The organism is Paracoccus marinaquae, from assembly GCF_018860165.1.
GTDB lineage: Bacteria > Pseudomonadota > Alphaproteobacteria > Rhodobacterales > Rhodobacteraceae > Paracoccus > Paracoccus marinaquae.
The window spans coordinates 1-20,241 of sequence record NZ_JAHKNG010000020.1 but is presented as its reverse complement, the minus strand read 5'-3'; the positions used below and the strand labels follow the sequence as shown (position 1 = coordinate 20,241).

At 68.3% G+C, this 20,241-nt stretch carries 23 protein-coding genes and 1 pseudogene; 16 read left to right on the top strand and 8 right to left on the bottom strand.

The annotated features are described in order from the left end of the window. Window position 1: 1 nt before the first annotated feature. The gene (locus tag KNW02_RS12155) at window positions 2–1,642 is read right to left on the bottom strand and encodes an MFS transporter (protein ID WP_348524723.1); all 1,641 of its coding nucleotides are present in this window, start codon (window positions 1,640–1,642) and stop codon (window positions 2–4) included. Window positions 1,643–1,990: 348 nt separating this feature from the next. Here KNW02_RS12155 and KNW02_RS12150 point away from each other — a divergent pair, with 348 nt between their 5' ends. From KNW02_RS12150 to KNW02_RS12125, 6 genes are all read left to right on the top strand, one after another. Then, on the top strand, window positions 1,991–2,779 hold the full coding sequence (locus KNW02_RS12150; RefSeq protein WP_216033541.1) for a L,D-transpeptidase: 789 nt from the start codon (window positions 1,991–1,993) through the stop codon (window positions 2,777–2,779). Between the two features lie 157 nt (window positions 2,780–2,936). Further along, on the top strand, window positions 2,937–4,013 hold the full coding sequence (locus KNW02_RS12145; RefSeq protein WP_216033540.1) for a hypothetical protein: 1,077 nt from the start codon (window positions 2,937–2,939) through the stop codon (window positions 4,011–4,013). A gap of 50 nt (window positions 4,014–4,063) precedes the next feature. Further along, window positions 4,064–4,987, top strand: a complete 924-nt coding sequence (locus tag KNW02_RS12140; protein WP_216033539.1) for a transglycosylase SLT domain-containing protein — start codon at window positions 4,064–4,066, stop codon at window positions 4,985–4,987. Between the two features lie 75 nt (window positions 4,988–5,062). Beyond that, the gene (locus tag KNW02_RS12135) at window positions 5,063–5,266 is read left to right on the top strand and encodes an Ig-like domain-containing protein (RefSeq protein ID WP_216033538.1); all 204 of its coding nucleotides are present in this window, start codon (window positions 5,063–5,065) and stop codon (window positions 5,264–5,266) included. Further along, complete coding sequence (locus KNW02_RS12130) at window positions 5,241–5,684, top strand: 5'-nucleotidase C-terminal domain-containing protein (protein WP_216033579.1); 444 nt, start codon at window positions 5,241–5,243, stop codon at window positions 5,682–5,684. Before KNW02_RS12135 ends, KNW02_RS12130 begins: the two co-directional genes overlap by 26 nt. Window positions 5,685–5,888: 204 nt before the next feature. After that, window positions 5,889–6,806, top strand: coding sequence for a homocysteine S-methyltransferase family protein (locus tag KNW02_RS12125; protein ID WP_216033537.1), 918 nt, complete (start codon window positions 5,889–5,891; stop codon window positions 6,804–6,806). Window positions 6,807–6,875: 69 nt separating this feature from the next. Here KNW02_RS12125 and KNW02_RS12120 read toward each other — a convergent pair whose 3' ends face one another. Continuing rightward, window positions 6,876–9,080: a primosomal protein N' gene (locus KNW02_RS12120; protein ID WP_216033578.1), complete on the bottom strand. Its 2,205-nt coding sequence runs from the start codon at window positions 9,078–9,080 to the stop codon at window positions 6,876–6,878. 122 nt (window positions 9,081–9,202) lie between these two features. Here KNW02_RS12120 and fsa point away from each other — a divergent pair, with 122 nt between their 5' ends. From fsa to KNW02_RS12090, 6 genes are all read left to right on the top strand, one after another. Then, a complete protein-coding gene (gene fsa, locus KNW02_RS12115) occupies window positions 9,203–9,856 on the top strand; it encodes a fructose-6-phosphate aldolase (protein ID WP_216033536.1) in 654 nt (217 codons plus the stop codon). A gap of 33 nt (window positions 9,857–9,889) precedes the next feature. Beyond that, entirely contained in the window at window positions 9,890–10,603 is a 714-nt protein-coding gene (locus tag KNW02_RS12110) for a DUF484 family protein (RefSeq protein WP_216033535.1), read from the top strand. After that, entirely contained in the window at window positions 10,600–11,538 is a 939-nt protein-coding gene (locus KNW02_RS12105) for a tyrosine recombinase XerC (RefSeq protein WP_216033534.1), read from the top strand. Before KNW02_RS12110 ends, KNW02_RS12105 begins: the two co-directional genes overlap by 4 nt. 121 nt (window positions 11,539–11,659) lie before the next feature. Further along, entirely contained in the window at window positions 11,660–12,226 is a 567-nt protein-coding gene (msrA, locus tag KNW02_RS12100; RefSeq protein WP_216033533.1) for a peptide-methionine (S)-S-oxide reductase MsrA, read from the top strand. Continuing rightward, window positions 12,226–13,098, top strand: coding sequence for a 50S ribosomal protein L11 methyltransferase (locus KNW02_RS12095; protein WP_216033532.1), 873 nt, complete (start codon window positions 12,226–12,228; stop codon window positions 13,096–13,098). Before msrA ends, KNW02_RS12095 begins: the two co-directional genes overlap by 1 nt. A 171-nt stretch (window positions 13,099–13,269) precedes the next feature. Then, entirely contained in the window at window positions 13,270–14,106 is an 837-nt protein-coding gene (locus KNW02_RS12090) for a DMT family transporter (RefSeq protein WP_216033577.1), read from the top strand. Between the two features lie 58 nt (window positions 14,107–14,164). Here KNW02_RS12090 and KNW02_RS12085 read toward each other — a convergent pair whose 3' ends face one another. Continuing rightward, a complete protein-coding gene (locus KNW02_RS12085) occupies window positions 14,165–14,359 on the bottom strand; it encodes a DUF1127 domain-containing protein (protein WP_216033531.1) in 195 nt (64 codons plus the stop codon). Window positions 14,360–14,558: 199 nt separating this feature from the next. Beyond that, window positions 14,559–15,278 (bottom strand): 16S rRNA (uracil(1498)-N(3))-methyltransferase, encoded by a 720-nt coding sequence (locus tag KNW02_RS12080; protein WP_216033530.1) that lies wholly within the window; start codon window positions 15,276–15,278, stop codon window positions 14,559–14,561. Window positions 15,279–15,293: 15 nt separating this feature from the next. Between KNW02_RS12080 and ubiA the strand changes: the two genes are divergently transcribed. From ubiA to KNW02_RS12065, 3 genes are all read left to right on the top strand, one after another. Then, entirely contained in the window at window positions 15,294–16,232 is a 939-nt protein-coding gene (ubiA, locus tag KNW02_RS12075) for a 4-hydroxybenzoate octaprenyltransferase (protein WP_216033529.1), read from the top strand. 62 nt (window positions 16,233–16,294) lie between these two features. Beyond that, window positions 16,295–18,457: an OmpA family protein gene (locus tag KNW02_RS12070; RefSeq protein ID WP_216033528.1), complete on the top strand. Its 2,163-nt coding sequence runs from the start codon at window positions 16,295–16,297 to the stop codon at window positions 18,455–18,457. Continuing rightward, window positions 18,454–18,783 (top strand): hypothetical protein, encoded by a 330-nt coding sequence (locus KNW02_RS12065; protein WP_216033527.1) that lies wholly within the window; start codon window positions 18,454–18,456, stop codon window positions 18,781–18,783. Before KNW02_RS12070 ends, KNW02_RS12065 begins: the two co-directional genes overlap by 4 nt. 187 nt (window positions 18,784–18,970) lie before the next feature. Here KNW02_RS12065 and KNW02_RS12060 read toward each other — a convergent pair whose 3' ends face one another. Genes KNW02_RS12060 through KNW02_RS12050 form a run of 3 tightly spaced genes read right to left on the bottom strand, consistent with a single transcriptional unit; the run spans window position 18,971 to window position 19,690 of the window. Continuing rightward, a complete protein-coding gene (locus tag KNW02_RS12060) occupies window positions 18,971–19,303 on the bottom strand; it encodes a helix-turn-helix domain-containing protein (RefSeq protein ID WP_216033526.1) in 333 nt (110 codons plus the stop codon). Between the two features lie 35 nt (window positions 19,304–19,338). Further along, window positions 19,339–19,461 carry a phage virion morphogenesis family protein gene (locus tag KNW02_RS21295; RefSeq protein ID WP_216033525.1) on the bottom strand — a complete coding sequence of 41 codons (123 nt, stop codon included), beginning with the start codon at window positions 19,459–19,461 and terminating at the stop codon, window positions 19,339–19,341. Further along, complete coding sequence (locus tag KNW02_RS12050; RefSeq protein WP_216033524.1) at window positions 19,433–19,690, bottom strand: phage virion morphogenesis family protein; 258 nt, start codon at window positions 19,688–19,690, stop codon at window positions 19,433–19,435. The genes KNW02_RS21295 and KNW02_RS12050 overlap by 29 nt, the downstream gene beginning before the upstream one ends. 125 nt (window positions 19,691–19,815) lie before the next feature. Between KNW02_RS12050 and KNW02_RS12045 the strand changes: the two genes are divergently transcribed. Continuing rightward, window positions 19,816–20,016: a hypothetical protein gene (locus KNW02_RS12045; protein WP_216033523.1), complete on the top strand. Its 201-nt coding sequence runs from the start codon at window positions 19,816–19,818 to the stop codon at window positions 20,014–20,016. 108 nt (window positions 20,017–20,124) lie between these two features. Here KNW02_RS12045 and KNW02_RS12040 read toward each other — a convergent pair. After that, a pseudogene (locus tag KNW02_RS12040) lies at window positions 20,125–20,241 on the bottom strand (IS5/IS1182 family transposase); the annotation flags it as partial.

Here is a 20,241-nt window from a genome sequence, read left to right as displayed (position 1 = left end):
CCTATGGCACCTCGATCTTGCCGACCAGGGGCACGTCGTCGCTTTCGCTGACCGTATGGCGTTCGATCATGCGGTGAACGACCGGATCGGCCTCGCCCTTGTGCAGCGCCAGCAAGAGTTCGCTCACGCCGGCGTCGGATTTTGTGCGCCGCAGGTTGTGGCGGACATAGTCGTCCCAGGTGGCGATGTGATAGCTTTCCGACCATTGTTCGGGATGTTCCAGATCGCGCAGCAAGGCCCAATTCCGCGCCCCGTCGCGGCGGCGGATGTCGCGGCGCCGTTTCATCAGCCGCAGGAATTCGGGCACGTCCGCCTGCGCGATCTGGTAATCGACCATGACCATGATCGGCCCCGACCGGCCGCGCAGATCCAGTTGCAGGGCGGGCTCGCGGAAACGGTTCACCGGGTCCAGATCGACACTGCCGAATTCCGGCGCCCGGAACCAGATCCCGATCACCGCCCCCAGGGCCAGAACGCCCCCGGCCGCAGTCAGCGCCACGGGCAGGCCGTGGGCACCGGCAACCGCGCCCCAGGCCCAGGACCCCGCCGCCATGCCGCCGAAGGTCGCCGTCTGATACAGCGCCAGCGCCCGCGCCACGACCCAGCGGGGCGTGGACAGCTGCACCGTGACATTGAACAGCGACAGCGCCAGCACCCAGGACGCGCCCGCCGGCAGCATCGCCAATCCCTGCAACCAGATCGAGCGCGACTGCCCCAGCACCACCAGCGCCAAGGCGAAGCCGACAAAGGCCAGACGCACGATATTCTCGTTATCGTGGCGTGCGCGGATGCGCGGGTTCAGCACCGCGCCGACGATGGCACCGATCCCGAAACAGCCCAGCAGCGTGCCATAGAGCATCGAGCCGCCCTCGGGATGGCTCTTGGCGACGAGGGGCAACAACGCCAGCACTGTGATCGCGGCAAAGCCGAACAGGGCCGCGCGCAGGATCACCCGCATCAGGTTCGGCGACAGCGCGACATAGCGCAGCCCGGCCGCCATCGCGGGCAGGAATTCCTCGGGCGGGGCGGTGCGGGGTCCGGTCTTCGGCTTCCACCTGACCAGCGCGCCCAGAAGCGGCAGATAGCTGAGCGCATTGACGGCAAAGGCCGCGGCCGCCCCGAAGCCGGCGACGATGAAGCCGCCGGCGGCGGGGCCGACGCTGCGCATCAGGTTGAATCCGACCGAGTTCAGCGTCACCGCCCCCGGCAGATCGGCGCGCGGCACCAGATCCCCCATGCTGGCCTGCCAGGGCGGGTTATAGAGCGCCTGCCCCGCCCCGATCAGGAAGGTGAACATCAGAAGCAGCCAGGGCGTCAGCCAGCCCTGCCAGGCCACCAGCGCCAGCCCCACCGAGACGGCCAGCATGAAAAGCTGCGCCGCCAGCAGCAGCGTCTTGCGATCGAAGATGTCGGCCAGCGCCCCCGAGGCAATGGCCAGCAGCATGATCGGCAGCGTGTTCGAGGCCTGCACCAGCGCGATCAGCGTCGAACTGTCGGTCAGTTGCGTCATCAGCCAGGCGGCGCCCACCGCCTGGACCAGCCCGCCGAAATTCGAGATCAGCGTCGCCGTCCACAGCATCCGGAAATCCCGATGGCGGAAGGGGGCGAGCGGCGAAGTGGCGGTGTGGTCAGGACTGGGCACGGCAGATTCTCGGATTGATCCGGGCAAGCCTAGAAGAGGTGTCGGGGGACGGCAATCGCCCCGATACCGACCCGGTCGCGGCCCCGCGCCCGGGTCGGTATCGCCGTGAAACGCACGGAAACTTGTTTCAGGACCGCAGGAAGTTGATCGAACTGCCGCGCCCGCGCCACAATGGCCGGGTCAATTCGAGCCCCGCAGGACCAGAGGGTTGACGGAAGGCGGGCGGGGCAGGCTGATGAACCTCTGTGCGAATCACGCGCGGCTCTGCCGTCGCGCCTGATCTGCGAACTGAACGCTGCCATGGACGCGCCTGTCTGGCATGTCCACCGCCACAAGGAACAACAAACGATGCGCCTGGTTCCCCTGTTTGCGGCGCTGGCCCTCGGGCTTGCTGCCTGCGCTCCGACCAGCCAGACAGTGCTGGCCACCGCCCCGGTTCCCGATGTCTATCAGGCCCGGGTCGATTCCGGCCCGAATGGCGAGCCGGTCGATATTCCGGCGGTCCGCGCCGCCTATCTGACCGACCGCAACCGCCGTCAGCGCGTGGCCTATAACGGCCCCGAAGCGCCCGGCACCATCGTCGTGGACCCCTATGCCCGCGTCCTCTACGACGTGCTGGAAAACGGCGAGGCGATGCGTTTTGGCGTGGCCGTCGGCCGGGCCGGCAAGGGCTATAGCGGCAATGCCGTCATCAGCGTCAAGAAACGCTGGCCCAGCTGGACGCCGACCCAGAACATGATCCGGACCGAGCCCGATCTTTACGGCCAGTTCGCCGGCGGGCTGCCCGGCGGCATCGACAATCCGCTGGGGTCGCGGGCGCTGTATCTCTATCGCAACGGCCGCGATACCTATTACCGGATCCACGGCACCATGGACCCGTCCTCGATCGGCAAGGCCACCTCGGCCGGCTGCATCCGCCTGTTCAACCAGGACATCATGGACCTGTTCGACGAGACCGCGACGGGCACCCGGGTCAAGGTCCGCAACCAGGCCGAGAGCGTGCGCTATGAAGGGCAGATGATCGAGACGCCCGAGGGGTATGTCATCCCCGCCGCCGAGATCGGGCAGGTGCCGGCAGCGGCCCCGATCGAGGCCGCCTTCGTCTCGCCCGTGGAAAGTGCCGTGCCCACGCCCTGAGGATCGCCGGCGGCCGGTTCCGGCCGCGCCGCCCTTCCTTTGCCCTTGAATCCCTGGCCTCCGGCCCATCAGCCGGAGGCTTTATAATTGCAAATCCCTGCATTTTCACGCAATCTGCCCGCGAAATCGGGTGCCGGACACCAACAAGAGGGACAGAATGCCGAATTACGCCAGTCGCGAACAGGAACTTCTCAGCGGCGCAGAACGGACCTTGGCCGGGGCCAGCCGCCAGCCGCAGCTTGGTCAGCTGGACGATGCCGCACTGATGACCCTGATCGCCGATCTGACCCGTGTCGCAGACGCGGCACCCGCTGCCGCTGCAGCGGACGGGTTGTCGGCTGCTGCCCTGCTGAAGACCGCGCTGACCCGCGTTCAGGCCGAACGGCGCAAACGCGGCCTGAAGCCGGCCCGCGCGACGGCTGCTGCTGCGGACAAGGCACCGGCCGGGTCACGCAGGCGTGCCGCCGCCCCGTCCCCGGACGCAAAGCCGGCGGCGGAACCGGGCAAGCGCGCGCCGGCCACGACACGCCGGGCAGCCGCCAGCCGCAAGCCCGCAGAGCCCCGCAAGAGCGATCAGCGCACCGGTTCGCGCCGGGTGAAGAAGGCGCCTGCCGCCGCGGCCGCCGCCGTATCAGCCCCCGCAAAGGCGGCTGCCACCAAGCCGGCACCGACGGATGCAGCACCCAAGACACGGGCCGCACGCGGCCCCGCGAAGAAGCCAGCAGCCAAACCGGCCGCAACCGCCCCGGCCGGCCGCAGGACCGTCGAGGCCCGCAAGGACGACCAGCGCACCGGCCCGCACCGGGTGAAGAAGTCGCCTGCCGCCGCAACCGCCGCCGTATCAGCCCCTGCCAAGGCAGCTGCCGCCGAGCCGGCGCCAGCGGATGCAGCGCCCAAGGCACGGGCCGCACGCAGCCCCGCGAAGCAGCCGGCGGCCAAGCCGGCCGCACCCGCGCCGACCGCGGCCGCCACTCCGGCAGTTGCAGCCGGGACGCGCCAGACCGAGGCTGATCGCAGGGCGGCGAGAAAGGCCGAAAAGCAGGCCGCGAAAGAGATCGAGAAGCAGGCCCGCAAGGCCGCCCGCAAGGCCGAGAAGGACCTTGAACGCGCCGCCCGCAAGGCTGCGAAGAAGGCCGCGAAAGAGGTCGAAAAGGCCCTGCGCAAGGCCGAACGGAAGAAAGCCAAGGCCGCCGACAAGCCCGCCGCTGCCAAGGCCAAGACGAAGTCCAAGTGACGCCGTGCCGCCCGTGCGGGGCGGTGGCCGGCCGGGGAAAGGAGCCTCCCGTGCGCCGCATCCTTGTGATCCTGTCGCTGATCTCCGGGCTGTCCCTGCAGCCCGGCTTCGCGCAACCGGGCGTGGATGCGATCGACGGTCGCCCGCCCGCGCAACAGAGCGACAAGCTGCGCTGCACCGATGACGGGCGCGACTGCATCCGGCTGGAAAACTATGCCGCCGATGTCTGCCAGATGATCGAGCGCAACGCCGTCGAGCGCGGGCTGGACCCGAATTTCCTTGCGCGCCTGCTGTGGAAGGAAAGCCGTTTCGAGCCGGGCGCGATCAGCCCCGTCGGCGCCCAGGGGATTGCCCAGTTCATGCCGGGCACGGCGGATCTCTATGATCTGCACGACCCCTTCAACCCGGCGCTGGCGATCCACAAGGCCGCCTGGTATCTGGCCTTTCTCCGCGATACCTTCGGCAATATCGGCATGGCCGCGGTCGCCTATAACGGTGGCGAAAACCGCGCCTCGCGGTTTCTTGCCGGGCAGACGAGCCTGCCCTACGAGACGCTCGACTATGTCGAATCGATCACCGGCCACAGCGCCCAACGCTGGCGCGACAACCCGCCGGCAACGGCCGAGCTGCGGCTGGCCCTGAACCCCGATCTCGACTTCCGCCCCGCCTGCGAGGAACTGGCCGGCAAGCGCGCGCTGCGCGAATTCATGGTCCAGCCGCGCGTCTTCCCCTGGGGCGTGATCGTCGCCAGCCATCCCAACCGCTCGGGCGCCGCGCAGCAGGTTGCGCGGCTGAACCGCAGCCTCAGCCCGATCCTCGAGGGCAAGCGCGTGGGCTATGTCCGCAAGCGGCTGACCGGCACGCCGCGCGCGCTCTATACCGCGCAGGTCGGCTATGACAGCAAATCCGAAGCCGCCGCCTTCTGCCTCAAGCTCAGGCGCGTCGGCGGGCGCTGCATCGTGCTGAAGAACTGACGCAGCGCCGCGGGATCGCAAAAGCTTCATCCCCGGGTTACCGCATCGTCACCTGTCCTCGCAACGGCCCCCCTATTGCGCCAGCCGGCGAACGAGGCCCCGGTGGTGGCGGATGATTACGTTCGCGCCGACAGGAACAAGACCGTCATCGACGTTCTGGCCAACGACAGCGACGGCGACAGCAATCGCCTGAAGGTCTCCGAGATCAACGGCGTCAGGGTCGACCGGAACGACAAGGTCTGGATTCCCGCAGATCGGCGGCATCCGCTTCAGCTTTGACCCGACTGCCGCTGCTGGCGACCGGATCGAGGACGCGGTCTTCGTCGATCCCGAGACCGGCGCGGTGCGCGACGTTCGGGTCGATGACGGCGAGGTGGTGAACCCGGATCAGGATTACGGCGTGGTCACGCTGGGCTTTCTGCCGACGGGTGGAGACGGCTATCCCTTCCCGACCGGCGACGCGTTCGACTTTACCGGGCTGCTGAACGCAGGCGTGCAGACCGGCGCCGCGACCTTCGCCGATGACGGCACCGAGCAGGACGCCTTGGCCGAATATCTGCTGGCCAATCACGCCACGTCAGAGACCGCCTTCGACGAGGCCGATACCGGCCGCGATCTGGACGGCCGGATCGTCAACCTGGCCTATCAGGACGGCGCCGAACTTGACGCCGCCGTGGACAATTTCATCTTCGTTTAGGCTGGAAGGCCCGCAAACCGGACCGCCGCGCCCCTGTTGCGGCGGGTGTTTCACATGTGCGGCCGTGGACGCACGATGGCGCTGCGGTTCGGGCGTGACGGTTGCCTGCGCAAATGCTAATTTGTCGCAAGAGGATCAACGCTTCCAGTCGGCGAGGGGCACATGTCCGGTCCTGGCAGTCTTCCACAGATGAATGGCCGGGACATGACCTCGGGCATCGGCTTCGAGACCTGGCTGCAATATGTCGACGGGTTCGAGCTGCGCCATTTCTGCGCCTTCGAACTTCTCAACGACCGGCGCGGCCTCGACTGCCTGACGGACTATCACCGCAGGCTTGTCGAGGCGGCGGTGGCAAACGGCTTTGGCGTGATCGGCGAGGGGCTGCACTATCGCGCCAGCAGGGACTGGGGCGCGTTGATCGGCTTCTCGCCCGAGGCTCTGGAAGAGATCAACATCCGCGCCATCGAGTTCTACAAGGGCTTCGCCCGCGAATACGACAGCCCCGAGACGCCGATGATCGTCGGCGGCATGCTGGGGCCGCGCGGCGACGCCTACAATACCGGTCGCCTGCCCGACGCCGCCGAGGCAGAGGACTATCATGCGGGTCAGATCCACACGCTCAAGGCGGCCGGGGCCGACCTGATCACCGGGGCCACCCTGTCCAGCGTCGAGGAAGCGATCGGCATGGCGCGGGCCGCGAGAGCCGCCGACATACCCGTGGTCATTTCATTCTTCGTCCGGCAGGGCGGGCTTCTGGCGGGCGGCGAGACGCTGGAAGACGCGATCGAAAAGGTCGATGCCGCGACCGGTTCAGCCCCGGCCTATTACATGATCAACTGCACCCATCCGACCGAGTTCGAGCCGGCGCTGACCCCCGGCGACTGGACGCGGCGGCTTGGCGGCTTTCTGCCGAACGCGGTGGCGATGGACACCCTGGCGCTGTGCAAGCTTGGCCATCTCGAGGACGGCGATCCCGAGGACCTCGGCCGCCGGATGGCCGGGCTTTCCCGCCGCTTTCCGCATGTCCATGTCTGGGGCGGGTGCTGTGGAACCGACGGTCGCCATATCGGCCAGATCACGCGGCAGGTCGGCGAGGCCCGAAAGGCGATGGCGGCAGAGTAAGCCGGGGCCCGGAGCACGCCTTTGCCGGTTCGGCAGGGCCGGCCTGGCCCCGATTGCGTCAACCCGCGATCAGAAAAAGCTCTGCGGGTCGATATCGACGGCCAGCCGCAGATTGCCGGGCGGTTTGTGCGGCGCCAGCCAGTCGGCGATGGCGGCCTGCAACGGCGCCTGACGCGGCGCCCGGATCAGCATGCGCATCCGGTGCCGCCCCCGGATCCGGGCGATGGGCGCGGGTGCCGGCCCCCAAAGCTCGGCCGCCGCCGCGCGCAGCGGCGCGGCATGGGCCGCCAGCAGCCGGGCGAAATCGCTGACCACGCCCAGATCGGGATGCGACAGGATGATGCCCGCCAGCCGCCCGAAGGGCGGCATCCCGGCCGCCTGACGGGCGGCGGCCTCGGCATCCCAGAAGGCCTCGTCCTCGCCCGACAGGATCGCGCGGATCACCGGATGATCGGGCTGATGCGTCTGCAGCAGCGCCAGACCCGGCGCCTGCCCCGATTGCCGCCCCGCGCGCCCCGCCACCTGCCGCATCAGCTGGAACGAGCGTTCCGCCGCGCGCAGATCGGCGCCCTGCAGCCCCAGATCGGCGTCGATCACGCCAACCAGCGTCAGGCGCGGGAAGTTATGGCCCTTGGCGACGATCTGGGTGCCGATGATGATATCGGTCCTGCCATGCGCAAGCTCGGCAATCGTTTCCTTCAGCGCGCGGGCGGACTGGAACAGGTCCGAGGACAGAACCGTGGCCTTCGCATCGGGAAAGCGCGCGGCGACCTCTTCGGCGATGCGCTCGACCCCCGGGCCGATGGGCGCCAGCTTGCCCTCAACGCCGCAGGAGGGGCAGGCTTCGGGGATCGGTCGCGTCTCGCCGCATTGATGGCAGACGAGGCGGTTCTGGAAACGGTGCTCGACCATGCGCGCGTCGCATTGGTGGCAGCCGATCTGCTCGCCGCAGGCGCGGCAGATGGTGACCGGCGCGAAGCCGCGGCGATTGAGGAACAGCAGCGCCTGTTCGCCCCTGACGATGCGCGCCTCGACCGCCTGTGCCAGTGTCGGGGAAATCCAGCGTCCCGAGGGCATGTCCTCGGCGCGCAGATCGACGGCGGCCATGTCGGGCAGTTCGGCCTCGCCATAGCGCGCGCGCAGGTCCAGCCGCGCATATTTCCCGCTGGCCGCGTTCACCCAGCTTTCAAGGCTGGGCGTGGCCGAGGCCAGCACCACCTGCGCGCCCGCGATCGAGGCACGCAGCACCGCCATGTCGCGGGCGCTGTAATAGACCACATCCTCCTGCTTGTAGCTGGCATCGTGTTCCTCATCGACGACGATCAGCCCCAGATCGCGGAAGGGCAGGAACAGCGCCGAACGTGCGCCGACCACCAGCCCGACCTCGCCCCGGCCCGCGATGTGCCACAGGCGGCGGCGTTCGGTCCGGGTGATGCCGCTGTGCCATTCGCCGGGGCGGGCACCGAAACGCGCCTCGACCCGGTCCAGAAACTCGGTCGAGAGGGCAATCTCGGGCAGCAGGACAAGCGCCTGACGGCCCGCGCGCAGGCATTCGGCCACGGCCTCCAGATAGACCTCGGTCTTGCCCGAGCCGGTGACACCACGCAGCAGTGTCGTGCCATAGCCGCCCGCCCCCACCGCGGCGCGCAGCGCATCGGCCGCGGCCTGCTGATCCTCGGCCAGGGGCTTGCCGGGTCGCGCCGGGTCAAGGTGCGGATAGGGCGCGTCGCGCGGCGCCTCGATCTCGGCCAGGGCGCCCTGCGCGACGAGGCCCTTGACGACCGAGGTGCCGACCCCGGCCAGATGCGCCAGTTCCGAGGCCGCGAAACTGGCGCCGCCGTGATCGGCCATCACCTGCAGCACGCGCTGGCGGGCCTCGGTCATGCGCTGCGGTGGATCGCCCGCCGGCACGATCACCCGGCGCGCGGCGGGCGGCTGGTCCAGATCGGGCGCGCGCGTGGCCATCCGCAGCATCAGCGGCGGCGGGGTCAGGGTGTAATCGGCGGCACGGATCAGGAAATCGAGGAAACCGGGGGCGAAGGGCTCGGCCTCGATGACACGGGTGACCGGGCGCAGCTTCGCCAGGTCGAAATCGCCCGCGCCCTCGCCCCAGACCAGCCCCAGCACCCGGCGCGGCCCCAACGGCACCAGCACCAGCTGACCCTGCCGGACACCGCCTTCGGGCGCCAGATAGTCCAGCACGCCGACCGGCTCGCAGGTCAGCACCGCGATCCGGGCGCGGGCGGGGAAATGGCGGGGCAGGCTGTCACGCATCGCCGCGATAAAGCCGCGCGGATGCGCGGGTTGCAAGCCCGCCCATCGCCCTCGCAGCCCCTTTCGGCGGGACACCTTTTGCGCTATCACCCGGGCCAAGCCGCAAGCAGAGGAACCGGGCCATGAAATTCTTCGTCGATACCGCCGATGTGGACGCAATCCGCGAGTTGAACGATCTGGGCATGGTGGATGGCGTCACCACCAACCCTTCGCTGATCCTCAAGGCCGGGCGCGACATCACCGAGGTCACCCGCGAGATCTGCGCGATGGTCGACGGTCCGGTCAGCGCCGAGGTCGTGGCCGAAAAGGCCGAGGACATGATCCGCGAGGGCAAGATCCTGGCGCAGATCGCCGACAACATCGCCGTCAAGGTGCCGCTGACCTGGGACGGGCTGAAGGCCTGCCGGGCGTTGTCGCAGGACGGCCATATGGTGAATGTGACGCTGTGCTTTTCGCCCGCGCAGGCGATCCTCGCCGCCAAGGCCGGCGCGACCTTCATCAGCCCGTTCATCGGCCGGCTGGACGACATCCATCTGGACGGGGTCGATCTGATCGCGGATATCCGTGAAATCTATGACAATTACGGCTATGAGACGCAGATCCTCGCGGCCTCGATCCGGTCGGTCAACCATATCATCGAGGTGGGCAAGATCGGCACCGACGTGATTACAGCACCTCCGGGTGTCATCAAGTCGATGGCCAACCATGTCTTGACGGACAAGGGGCTTGAGCAGTTCAATAAGGACTGGGCAAAGACCGGTCAGAAGATCGGCTGAACAAGCCGCGACAGCGCGGCGGAAAGGGGCAGGATGACGGTCGAACTGGACCAGGCCACGGAACCGGAACCCGGGCTGGACCCGAAAACGCGCGACAGGCTGCTGGCCGATCCCGGCGCCATTCTGGGTGATCGCGATCTGATGCGGGCGCTGGTCGCCGCGCGCGAGGACGAGAACGGCGCGAATGTCATCGACATCCGCGGCCGCGCGATGGAGGCGCTGGAAACGCGGCTGGACCGGCTGGAGGCCCAGCATGAAAGCGTGATCGCCACCGCCTATGACAACCAGTCGGGCACGGCGGTGGTCCACCGCGCGGTGATCGGGCTTCTGGAGGCGGTTGATCTGGCCGAACTGGTGGACAGCCTGCAATCCGACATCGCGCCGCTGCTGCGGATCGAGACCCTGCGGCTGGTGGTCGAGGCCGATCCGGTCCTGCCGAACCTGCCCGAGGATGTGCTGATCGCCCCGGCAGGTGCGATCGAGCGGATCGTGGCGGCCGGGCGGCGGGCGCCGCGCGGCGACGACATCGTGCTGCGCCCGGCCTCGCCGATCACCCAGCCGATCCATGGCCGCGCGCTGGCCTCCGAGGCGCTGCTGCCGCTGGATCTGGGCGCCCGGCGGCCTCGCGCCATGCTGCTGATGGGCAGCGCGGACGCCCAGCGGTTCATGCCCGCGCATGGCACCGACCTGCTGCGTTTCTTCGGACAGGTGTTCCGGCTGGTGCTGTTGGCCCGGCTGCGGGCATGACCGCCGCCGCCGGCCCGCTGGCGCTGGCGCCCGCCATGGCGGATGCGCTGGCCCGCTGGCTGGAGGTCGAGGCCGCGACCCGCGACCGCTCGGCCCATACGATCACCGCCTATCAGGCCGACCTGCTGGCCTTCCTGTCCTTCCTTGGCCACCATCACGGCACGCCGGCGACGCCGAAATCGCTGGCCGGGCTGCGGCAATCCGACATGCGCGGCTTTGCCGCCTCGGAACGGGCGCGGGGGCTTGGCGCACGCTCATTGGCCCGGCGGCAATCGGCGGTGCGCAGCTTCCTGCGCTGGATCTCGGATCGCGAGGGCCATGACATGTCGGCCGCGCTGGCGACGCGCAGTCCGAAATATGCCCGTTCGCTGCCCCGGCCGCTAACGCCGGATCAGGCGCAGGACGCGCTGGACATGGTCGCGCTCGGCCATGACACGCCCTGGGTGGCGGCGCGCGACGTGGCGGTGATGACGCTGCTCTGGGGTTGCGGGCTGCGCATTTCCGAAGCGCTTGGGCTGAACGGCGCCGACTGGCCCTTCCGCGAGGCGCTGACCATCACCGGTAAGGGCGGCAAGCAGCGGCAGGTCCCGGTCCTGCCGGTCGGGCAGGCCGCGGTGGCCGAATATCTGCGCCTCTGTCCCTGGCCGCTGGCCGCCGATCAGGCCCTGTTCCGGGGTGTGCGCGGCGGACGGCTGCGCCCCGACGCCATCGAGACCGCGTTGCGAAGGGCGCGGCAATCGCTGGGGCTGCCACCGACCGCGACGCCGCATGCCCTGCGCCATTCCTTCGCCACGCATCTGCTGGCTGCGGGTGGCGACCTGCGCACCATCCAGGAATTGCTGGGCCATGCCAGCCTGTCCACCACGCAGGTCTATACCGGCATCGATGACGCGCATCTGATGGCGGTCTATCGCACTGCCCATCCCCGCGGGTAGTGTCAAGGCAAAGGGGATCACGGCCCCCCTCGGGCCGGGGCCGGGAATGCCGATTCGTGATCCGCCGGCGAACCGGAACCGGGTTCATGCGTTGCGCCCGAGGCAACGGAAGGAGGCGACGATGACCATGCATGCGGTCTTCCATCGCCCGCTGGACGCACAGGTCCCGCAGGGCTTTGATCGGGCGGTGTTCGCAATGGGTTGCTATTGGGGGGCCGAACAGGTGTTCTGGCGCCAGCATGGCGTCTGGCTGACGCAGGCGGGCTTCACGGGCGGGCAGACCCGCCCGGACGCGCCCGGCACAGGCGGGGCCGACCATGCCGAGGCGGTGCGGGTGATCTTCGACAGCTCGCAGGTCAGCTATGAGCGGCTGTTGCAGCTGTTCTGGGAAAACCACGACCCCACCGGAGGTGACCGCGAGGACGATGCCACCGGCAGCCGCTATCGCAGCCTGATCATGGTCTTCAACGGCAGCCAGCGCCATGCCGCCCAAGCCTCGAAGGTCGATTACGGCAACCGGCTGGCGGTTCATGGCTTCGGCCGGATCACCACGCAGATCATCGACGAGGCGCCGTTCTGGCCCGCGCCCGACGAAGACCAGCAATATCTGGCAAGGAACCCCGATGGGCATTGCGAGCCGACCGGCACCGGGGTAGAGGCCTCCATCCCCAATCCGGACACAAGCTGATGCCCACCTATTCCGCGCTCACCCATCTCGGCGGCCGCGACGCCGCAGAGGCCCTCGCCGAAGCCTGCGAACGGCTGGAACCCGAACCCGTCGGCAGCGGCGTGTTCGAGATCGAGGACGGGTCCGGCCGCTGGGAGGTGGGGGCATATTTCACCGAAACGCCGGACGAGGTGGCGCTGGCGTTGCTGGCCGCCGCGCATGGCGCCAACCCCTTTGCCATTTCGAAATTGCCCGATGTCGACTGGGTGGCCCATGTCCGGCGTGAACTGACCCCGGTGCAGGCGGGACGCTTCTTCGTCCACGGCGCCCATGACGCCGACAAGGTGCCCGAAGGCGCCGAGGCGCTGTGCATCGAGGCGGCGATGGCCTTCGGCACCGGCCATCACAGCACCACCAAGGGTTGCCTCGAGGCGCTGGACCGGCTGGCCGGCACCGGTCTTCAACCCCGCCGCATCGCCGATATCGGCTGCGGCACCGCCGTTCTGGCGATGGGGGCCGCGCGGATATGGCCGGTCACGGTGCTGGCCAGCGATATCGACCGCGTGGCGGTGGATACGGCGGCGGCCAATGTCATCGCCAACGGGCTGGACGGCCGCGTCATCTGCATCGAAGCCGCCGGTTTCGACCATCCGATGCTGGATCGGGCGGCGCCCTTCGATCTGGTGCTGGCCAATATCCTGAAACAGCCGCTGATCGACCTCGCCCCGGACATGGCCCGCCATGTCGCCCCCGGTGGCTGGATCATCCTGTCGGGCATCCTGACCGGACAGGCGGATGAGGTGATCGCGGCCTATCGGCAGGCGGGCTTCGGCAACGCCCGCCGCGACGATCTGGGCGAGTGGTCCACCCTGACGCTGAGCCGCGCCGGCTGATCCTGCCTTCCGGGCATCGCCGCCGGAGATTGCATCCCGTGCAGATCCCGCCTAACGCTCGGGGCCGAAGGACGGTGGGACATGACATCTGACAGCGAATCCAAGGTGGGTGCCGACAGCGTTGCCACGGCCCTCCGGCAGGCCGAGAACCCGCTTCTGGCGGCGGCATGGATGATGGGCGCGGTCGCCTCGTTCACGCTGATGGCCGTGGCCGGGCGCGAGGTGAAGCTGGATCTGGATACCTTCGAGATCCTCGCCTATCGCTCGGCCATCGGCATCGCCATCATCGGTGCCATCGCCACCCTGCGCGGGCGCTGGCAGGATATCGACCTCCGCCGGCCGGGGCTGCACCTGACCCGGAACCTCGTCCATTTCGGCGCCCAGAACCTGTGGTTCTACGCCATCTTCACCATTCCGCTGGCCCAGGTCTTCGCGCTGGAATTCACCGCGCCCCTGTGGGTGCTGATCCTGTCGCCGCTGTTTCTGGGCGAGAGGCTGACCCGCCCGCGAATCGTCGCGGCGCTGCTGGGCTTTGGCGGCACATTGCTGGTCGCGCAGCCCGGGGCGACACCGATTTCGGCCGGGCTGCTGGCGGCGGCGGGCTGCGCCGTGGGCTTCGGGCTGACCTATATCCTAACCAAGAAGCTGACCGCGACCGCCAGCACCATCTGCATCCTGTGGTGGATGACGGTGCTGCAGACCATCTTCGGCTTTGCCAGTGCCGGGATCGACGGGCAGATCGCCCTGCCCTCGCCCGCGTCTCTGCCCTGGGTCGCCATTCTGGGATTCACCGGGCTGATGGCGCATTTCTGCATCGCCAAGGCGCTGCGGCTGGCGCCGGCGACGCTGGTCATGCCCTTCGACTTCCTGCGCCTGCCGGTGATCGCGGTGGTCGGCCTGCTGCTCTATGACGAACCGCTGGGTCCGCTGGTCCTGATCGGCGGCGCGCTGATCCTGAGCGGAAACTACCTCAATATCCGGGCCGAGGCGCGGCGGCGGCCGGGGTGAGGGCATGAAAAAACCCCCGCTGCGACCAGTGGGGGTTCGTTCGTCTTACGGCTCTGGTTCAGAGGCCGCGCGCAATCCGCCCGATGTCGCCGCGGCACAGACCGATATCGTCCAGCTCGCGATCCGACAGGCGGCTCAGCTCGCGACGGGTCGTGCGCGTGTCTTTCCACGCCCCGACCAGCGCGACGACGCGTGCGACGACATTGCCCAAGCCCCCGTCAGCATGGCTGCGGTTCGTTTCAATGGCCGACATCATATCACCTGTAGTCATGGTGCCCGAATAGCGGGCAGGTTTCGGATACAGCAGAGATAGATTGTGCAGGTGCAGAATTAAAGCCCCTGCCCGGGCAAGGCAGCCATGCGTTTACCGCACTATTGCTGGAAATTTTCACGTTTCTGCGACGCGGCGTCAGTTCGCGGAACCCGGCCGGATCATTGTGGAACTGCCCGGATCAGCGCCAGTCGCCGAGGGCCGCCTGCCACAGCGCGATTGACGCGACGGCAGCCGTATCCGCCCGCAGAATCCGCGGCCCGAGGCTGGCCCTGGTCACGAAAGGCAGGGCCGACAGCCGCGCCCGCTCGGCGGCGGAAAAGCCGCCCTCGGGACCGATCAGGATCGCCCATGGCCCAGCCGCCAGCCCGGCCAGCGTTTCGGCCGGTCCGGCCAGCGCCTCGTCGGCCCAGAAGATGCGACGAGCCGCGTCCCAGCCGTCCAGCAGCCGCGACAGGGGCACCAGTTCGCAGACCTCGGGCACATGGGTGCCGCCGCATTGTTCGGCCGCCTCGACGGCATGGGCCTGCAGCCGGTCCTGGCGGATCCGCTCGGCATTGGTGAAATCGGTCCGCACCGGCAGGATCCGCGCCGCGCCCAGTTCGGCGGCCTTCTCGACGATGAAATCGGTGCGGGCCTTCTTGATCGGCGCGAAGACAAGCCAGAGATCGGGCGGATCGCGCTGCGGCGCGGTCTGGTCCAGCACATCCAGCCGTCCGCCGCGCTTGCCGATCTCGGCGATGCGCGCCGCCCATTCGCCGTCGCGCCCGTTGAAGACCGCAATCACCTCGCCCGCCTGCAGCCGCATGACGCCCGACAGGTAATGCGCCTGCGCAGGCTCCAGCGGAACGGGTTGTCCCGCAGCCAGCGGGTGATCTATGAACAGCCTGATCTTCGCCATGATGGGCCGCACGCTATGCAAAGCCAGACCGAAAGGCCAGATGCCGTCATCGACGCGCCAACGGGAAACTGGGTGGACCGCCACGCCCCCGCGTCATGGCGCCCCTGGCTGCGGCTGAGCCGGGCCGACAGGCCGATCGGGACATGGCTTCTGCTGCTGCCCTGCTGGTGGGGTGTCGGGCTGGCGATGATGGCCGACGCGCCCCGCTGGTTCGATCTGTGGATCGCCATCGCCTGCGGGCTGGGCGCGCTGGTCATGCGCGGGGCGGGCTGCACATGGAACGACATCACCGACCGCGATATTGACGCCCGCGTCGCCCGTACGCGGTCACGGCCGCTGCCCTCGGGTCAGGTGACGCTGCGCGGTGCCTATCTGTGGCTGATCGCGCAAGGGCTCCTGGGTTTCGTGATCCTGCTGACGCTGGGGCGCGCGGCGATCTGGATGGGGGTGGCCTCGCTGGCGCTGGTGGCGATCTATCCCTTTGCCAAGCGGTTCACATGGTGGCCGCAGATCTTTCTGGGCCTCGCCTTCAACTGGGGGGTGATGCTGGCCTGGGCCGCGCATATGGGCCGGCTGGACCTCGCCCCCGTGATCGCCTGGCTGGGCGGGATTGCCTGGACGATCTTCTACGACACCATCTATGCCCATCAGGATACCGAGGACGACGCGCTGATCGGCGTCAAGTCCACCGCCCGCCTGTTCGGCGAGAACAGCCCGCGCATCCTTGCGGGCTTTGCCCTGCTGGCGGTGCTGCTGCTGGGGCTGGCCATTTCGCTGACGGGTCGCAATCTCTTGATCGGCTTCGCGGGCCTGGGCGGTTTCGCCGCGCATCTGCTGTGGCAGCTTCGCATTTTCACGCCGGATCAAAGCGATAACTGCCTCAGGCTGTTCCGCTCGAACCGCGACGCGGGGCTTGTTCTCGCCCTGTTTCTCGCCATTGCGGGGCTGGCGTGATTGCACGGCGCGCAAGCCGCCGCTAGACCGAACCGATCTGCAACAGATTACGGTTCACCCGCATGGCGCAGTCCCGAAGCCGTATCCCCACCGCACTGGCGGCCATCATCGTACTGGCCGGGGCCGGCGGCCTGAGCTGGTGGGCGGCGCAATCCGCCACGGTCTTCATCGAGACCCGTTCACGCGAGGATGTGAAACTGGCGCTGGCCACGGCCGGGCAGGACTGGGTTCAGGTGTCCGCCGACGGGCTTCAGGTCCATCTCACCGGCACCGCCCCCAGCGAGGTCGAGCGCTTTCGCGCCCTGACCCAGGCGGCCATCGCGGTCGATTCCTCGCGGATCGTGGATGACATGACCGTCGCCTCGGTCGAGGCCCTGACCCCGCCCGATTTCAAGATCGAACTGCTGCGCGACAGCGACGGGATCTCGCTGATCGGACTGGTGCCCGCCTCGACCGATCGCACCGCGATCCTGCGCAACCTGAAAAGCGAAACCGCCGCGCCGAAGATCACCGACCTTCTGGAAAGCGCCGACTATGCCGTTCCCGAGGATTGGGACGACGCCATCGCCTTCGGGCTGCAGGCCGCCCAGATGGCCGCCCGCGCCAAGATCTCGATCGCGCCGGGCGAGGTGCGCATCGCCGCGATCGCCGACAGCCGCGCCGAGAAGGGCCGGATCGAGACGGAACTGAAGCGCGCGCGTCCCGAGAAGATCGACCTGACCACCGACATTTCGGCCCCGCGCCCGGTCATCGCCCCCTTCACCCTGCGCTTCCTGATCGACGAGGAAGGGGCGCGCTTCGACGCCTGCGCGGCCGATAACGAGGACGGGCGTGCGCGCATTCTGGATGCGGCGGTCCGGGCCGGCGCGGGCGGCAAGCCCGGCTGCACCCTGGGTCTGGGGGCGCCGACACAGCAATGGGCGGATGCCGTGGTTCCCGCCATCGAGGCCGTCGCCGGGCTGGGACTGGGATCGGTCACCATCTCGGATGCCGATATCGCGCTGATCGCGCCAGCCTCGGTCGAAGAGGCGCGCTTCGACGAGGTGGTGGGACAGCTGGAACGCGCCCTGCCGCCGGTCTTCTCGCTTCAGGCCCGCAGAGAGCGCGCCGAGGAGGCCGAACACGGCCCGCCGGAATTCGTCGCCTCGCTGGTCGGGGACAGCAACCTGTCGATGCGCGGCCGGATCGCGGATGAGCAGATGCGCGAGGCGGTGGACAGCTTTGCCCGCTCGCGCTTTCTCTCGGTCCAGAGCAGCCTGAGCAGCGACGATGACGTGCCGGGCGGCTGGACGGTGCGGGTGATCGGCGCGCTGGAGGCGATGGACAACCTTGCCAGCGGCACGGCCGAGGTCTCGCCCGACCTGATCCGCCTGTCGGGCGTCTCGGGCGACCCGGATGCCGCCGAACGCACCGCCGCCACCTTGGCCGACCGGCTGGGACCGGGCGCGCGCTATGATCTGTCGATCCGCTACGACCGGCGACTGGACCCGGCGCTGGATCTGCCCGATGGCGAAGAATGCATCCGCCAGCTGAACATCATCCTGTCGGAATCCGAGATCGGGTTCGAGCCCAGCAAATCCACCATCGCCGGCGATCCCGCCCCGACGCTGGAGCGCATCGCCGGGGTAATGACGAACTGCACCGACTTCCGGCTGGAAGCCGGCGGGCATACCGATGCGCAGGGCTCCGAAGGCTTCAATGCCGACCTGTCCCGCGCACGGGCGCAGGCATTGGTCGTGGCGATGACCGAGGCCGGGATCGACACCGTCAACATGACCGCGCGCGGATATGGCGAAAGCCAGCCCATCGCCGGAAATGACAGCGAGGAAGGCCGCGAGGAAAATCGCCGGATCGAGTTCCGTCTGCTCTCGGATCACCCGGTCCGCAGCCAGCCGCTGGCCGAACCGGTCAGGCTGGCGGGCGTGACCAGGGTTGTCCCGGCAGGCGCAGCCGCCGCGGACGCGCCGGCGCCTACCGAGAAGCCGGAAGGCCCCGTGCCCACGGCGCTGCAATTCGAGGGACCGCCCGTCCCGACCATCATCAACGGGCCGCTGATCGCCCCGGCGACGGTCGGAGTCAGCGAAGAGTTCCTGACGCTGGACGAGCGCGAGGAAAACATTACGCTGCCGGTGCAGACCCCGGACGAGAACACGCCGCGCCCGGAACCCCGCCCCGAGGACGAGGCGGGCGCGGCCCAGGCAGAAGGCTCAGGCGACATCGAATGAACCGGACCGAATTCATCACCGTCACCGCGATCATCCTGTTTGCCGCCTTCGTGCTGGGTTGGTTTGCCAGCTGGCTGGTCCATCGCCTGTTCCGCCCCACCCGCGCCAGCATGAGCGAACTGGATCACATGGCCCAACAGTTGCATGACGCCGAAGAGGCCCGCGACACCGCCGTCGCCCGGCTGGAAGAGCGCGAAGCGGATCTGGCCAGCCGCCTTGCCGGCGCGGAAGAGGAATTGCAGGCAGCGATGGACGGGCTGCGCGAGAGCCGCGTCGAGGTCGAGGAATTGCGCGACTATATCGAGCAGAAGCTGGCGCGGCGCTGAGCCCCGGCCGGTTTGGGAAAGGGGGGCCCCTCTCGCTCAGGTTCTTTCCGGGGCAGTGTTCTGTAACCAGTTATTTTAGCATGTAACCAATTATTCTGGCATTTGATGCGTTAAGACCCATAAACTTCTCGCGCTTATCCGATATCGTCACGGGCCGTCGCAAGGTGGGTTAGCGGCGTTTCTGCGCTCACCGATGGACGGTGGCGTGGCTGATATGGCGGTCGGGCGGGAAGTGTTCGGCGATGGCGGCGGCGACCTGATGATAGGTCAGCCGGTCGAGGCGGGCGAGGATGAAGGCTTGCAGCTCGGGATCGGTGTCGATGATCGCTGGGCGGCCCGAGCGGTGGGCGCGGCGATGCTCGGTCGGCGGCACCTCGCAGGCCGGAAGCTGTGACAGGGAATGTTGCAGTGCCGCGCCGCGCAGCTGTTCAAGCGAGGCTTCAAGCCGGGTGAGCGTGCCGCGCAACACGGATATCTCTGCAAGTGCCACGTCGATCTCGGTCAGTTCGTCGGCCGTCACGCAGCCTTGAACGGGCGGTTGAACGGTCGCGCCCGTCACAGGAGGTCTTCCAGGCCAGTGGCCACCAGCCGCTCGATCTCGTCGCGGTTCTCGCCGGAGAGGCCCAGATAGGGGCGTGCCGGCGTGTCGTTACCGCCGAACTGATGAACCGCGCCCATAGACCAGGTTGGTGCCAACGGCCACGTCATCGCCGCGCAACTGCCAGCCGATGCTGTCCCGGACATGCCCCTCATTCTCCAGAAGCGAATGGTCGCCGGAGCGCGAGCGTGCATAGTCCGGCGACCAGGGTGCCCAGGGCCCGCCGTCAGGCGCCCGCTTCCCGCTGTCGATGCGGTGAACGGTCTGGCTTTCGATCACCGCGCCGATGGCCGCGAGGATGCCGCGCATCTGAGTATCTTCTTGCTGAGGATGTCGCCGCCTATACCGAAGACCGGAAACGGATCGCTGGCCAGACCGTTCGGCGGGATGTGCTACCCGAGGTTCTTTCAGGCGATCCTGCCCTGACCCGCCGGTTGATCGACTGCAATAGCCGGAAATGGCGCTATACCAGCGGTGTGGTCGCCTTCCATGCTGATGATGATCCCTCCGACGATCAACAGGCGGCTGTGATGGCCGATTTCGAGTCAGCCGCCTTTGCGGGGCTTGAGAGGGATCAGGCGGGCACCTCGAATTTTCACCGTTTTCCGCTGTTCGTGGGCAGGTCTGCGGCCTGAAGCCCGCATGAAGCGGCTTGGCGGGGGACTTCGGATTGGTTTCGGGAGCTGATGCGCCGGGCCGTTGAGGGATTTGCTCCCTCCGGCGCGGCTTCGGCGAACCCTGCGTCACGCCGGGCACGGGTTCAGGCGACGCAGCTGCACGAGGCGTCGCATGTTGTAGGCGAGGTTCTTCATCCCGATTTTGGCCTTCGCTCGTACCATTCCGACGGTGCGCACCAATGT

Excerpts from the sequence above, each read along its gene's own strand:
- KNW02_RS12150 (WP_216033541.1), top strand. The coding sequence starts at position 1,991 with ATGCGCCTGGTTCCCCTGTTTGCGGCGCTGGCCCTCGGGCTTGCTGCC.
- KNW02_RS12145 (WP_216033540.1), top strand. The coding sequence starts at position 2,937 with ATGCCGAATTACGCCAGTCGCGAACAGGAACTTCTCAGCGGCGCAGAA.
- KNW02_RS12125 (WP_216033537.1), top strand. The coding sequence starts at position 5,889 with ATGACCTCGGGCATCGGCTTCGAGACCTGGCTGCAATATGTCGACGGG.
- KNW02_RS12120 (WP_216033578.1), bottom strand. The coding sequence starts at position 9,080 with ATGCGTGACAGCCTGCCCCGCCATTTCCCCGCCCGCGCCCGGATCGCG.
- fsa (WP_216033536.1), top strand. The coding sequence starts at position 9,203 with ATGAAATTCTTCGTCGATACCGCCGATGTGGACGCAATCCGCGAGTTG.
- KNW02_RS12110 (WP_216033535.1), top strand. The coding sequence starts at position 9,890 with ATGACGGTCGAACTGGACCAGGCCACGGAACCGGAACCCGGGCTGGAC.
- KNW02_RS12105 (WP_216033534.1), top strand. The coding sequence starts at position 10,600 with ATGACCGCCGCCGCCGGCCCGCTGGCGCTGGCGCCCGCCATGGCGGAT.
- msrA (WP_216033533.1), top strand. The coding sequence starts at position 11,660 with ATGACCATGCATGCGGTCTTCCATCGCCCGCTGGACGCACAGGTCCCG.
- KNW02_RS12095 (WP_216033532.1), top strand. The coding sequence starts at position 12,226 with ATGCCCACCTATTCCGCGCTCACCCATCTCGGCGGCCGCGACGCCGCA.
- KNW02_RS12090 (WP_216033577.1), top strand. The coding sequence starts at position 13,270 with ATGATGGGCGCGGTCGCCTCGTTCACGCTGATGGCCGTGGCCGGGCGC.
- KNW02_RS12085 (WP_216033531.1), bottom strand. The coding sequence starts at position 14,359 with ATGTCGGCCATTGAAACGAACCGCAGCCATGCTGACGGGGGCTTGGGC.
- KNW02_RS12080 (WP_216033530.1), bottom strand. The coding sequence starts at position 15,278 with ATGGCGAAGATCAGGCTGTTCATAGATCACCCGCTGGCTGCGGGACAA.
- ubiA (WP_216033529.1), top strand. The coding sequence starts at position 15,294 with ATGCAAAGCCAGACCGAAAGGCCAGATGCCGTCATCGACGCGCCAACG.
- KNW02_RS12070 (WP_216033528.1), top strand. The coding sequence starts at position 16,295 with ATGGCGCAGTCCCGAAGCCGTATCCCCACCGCACTGGCGGCCATCATC.
- KNW02_RS12065 (WP_216033527.1), top strand. The coding sequence starts at position 18,454 with ATGAACCGGACCGAATTCATCACCGTCACCGCGATCATCCTGTTTGCC.
- KNW02_RS21295 (WP_216033525.1), bottom strand. The coding sequence starts at position 19,461 with ATGGGCGCGGTTCATCAGTTCGGCGGTAACGACACGCCGGCACGCCCC.
- KNW02_RS12050 (WP_216033524.1), bottom strand. The coding sequence starts at position 19,690 with ATGCGCGGCATCCTCGCGGCCATCGGCGCGGTGATCGAAAGCCAGACC.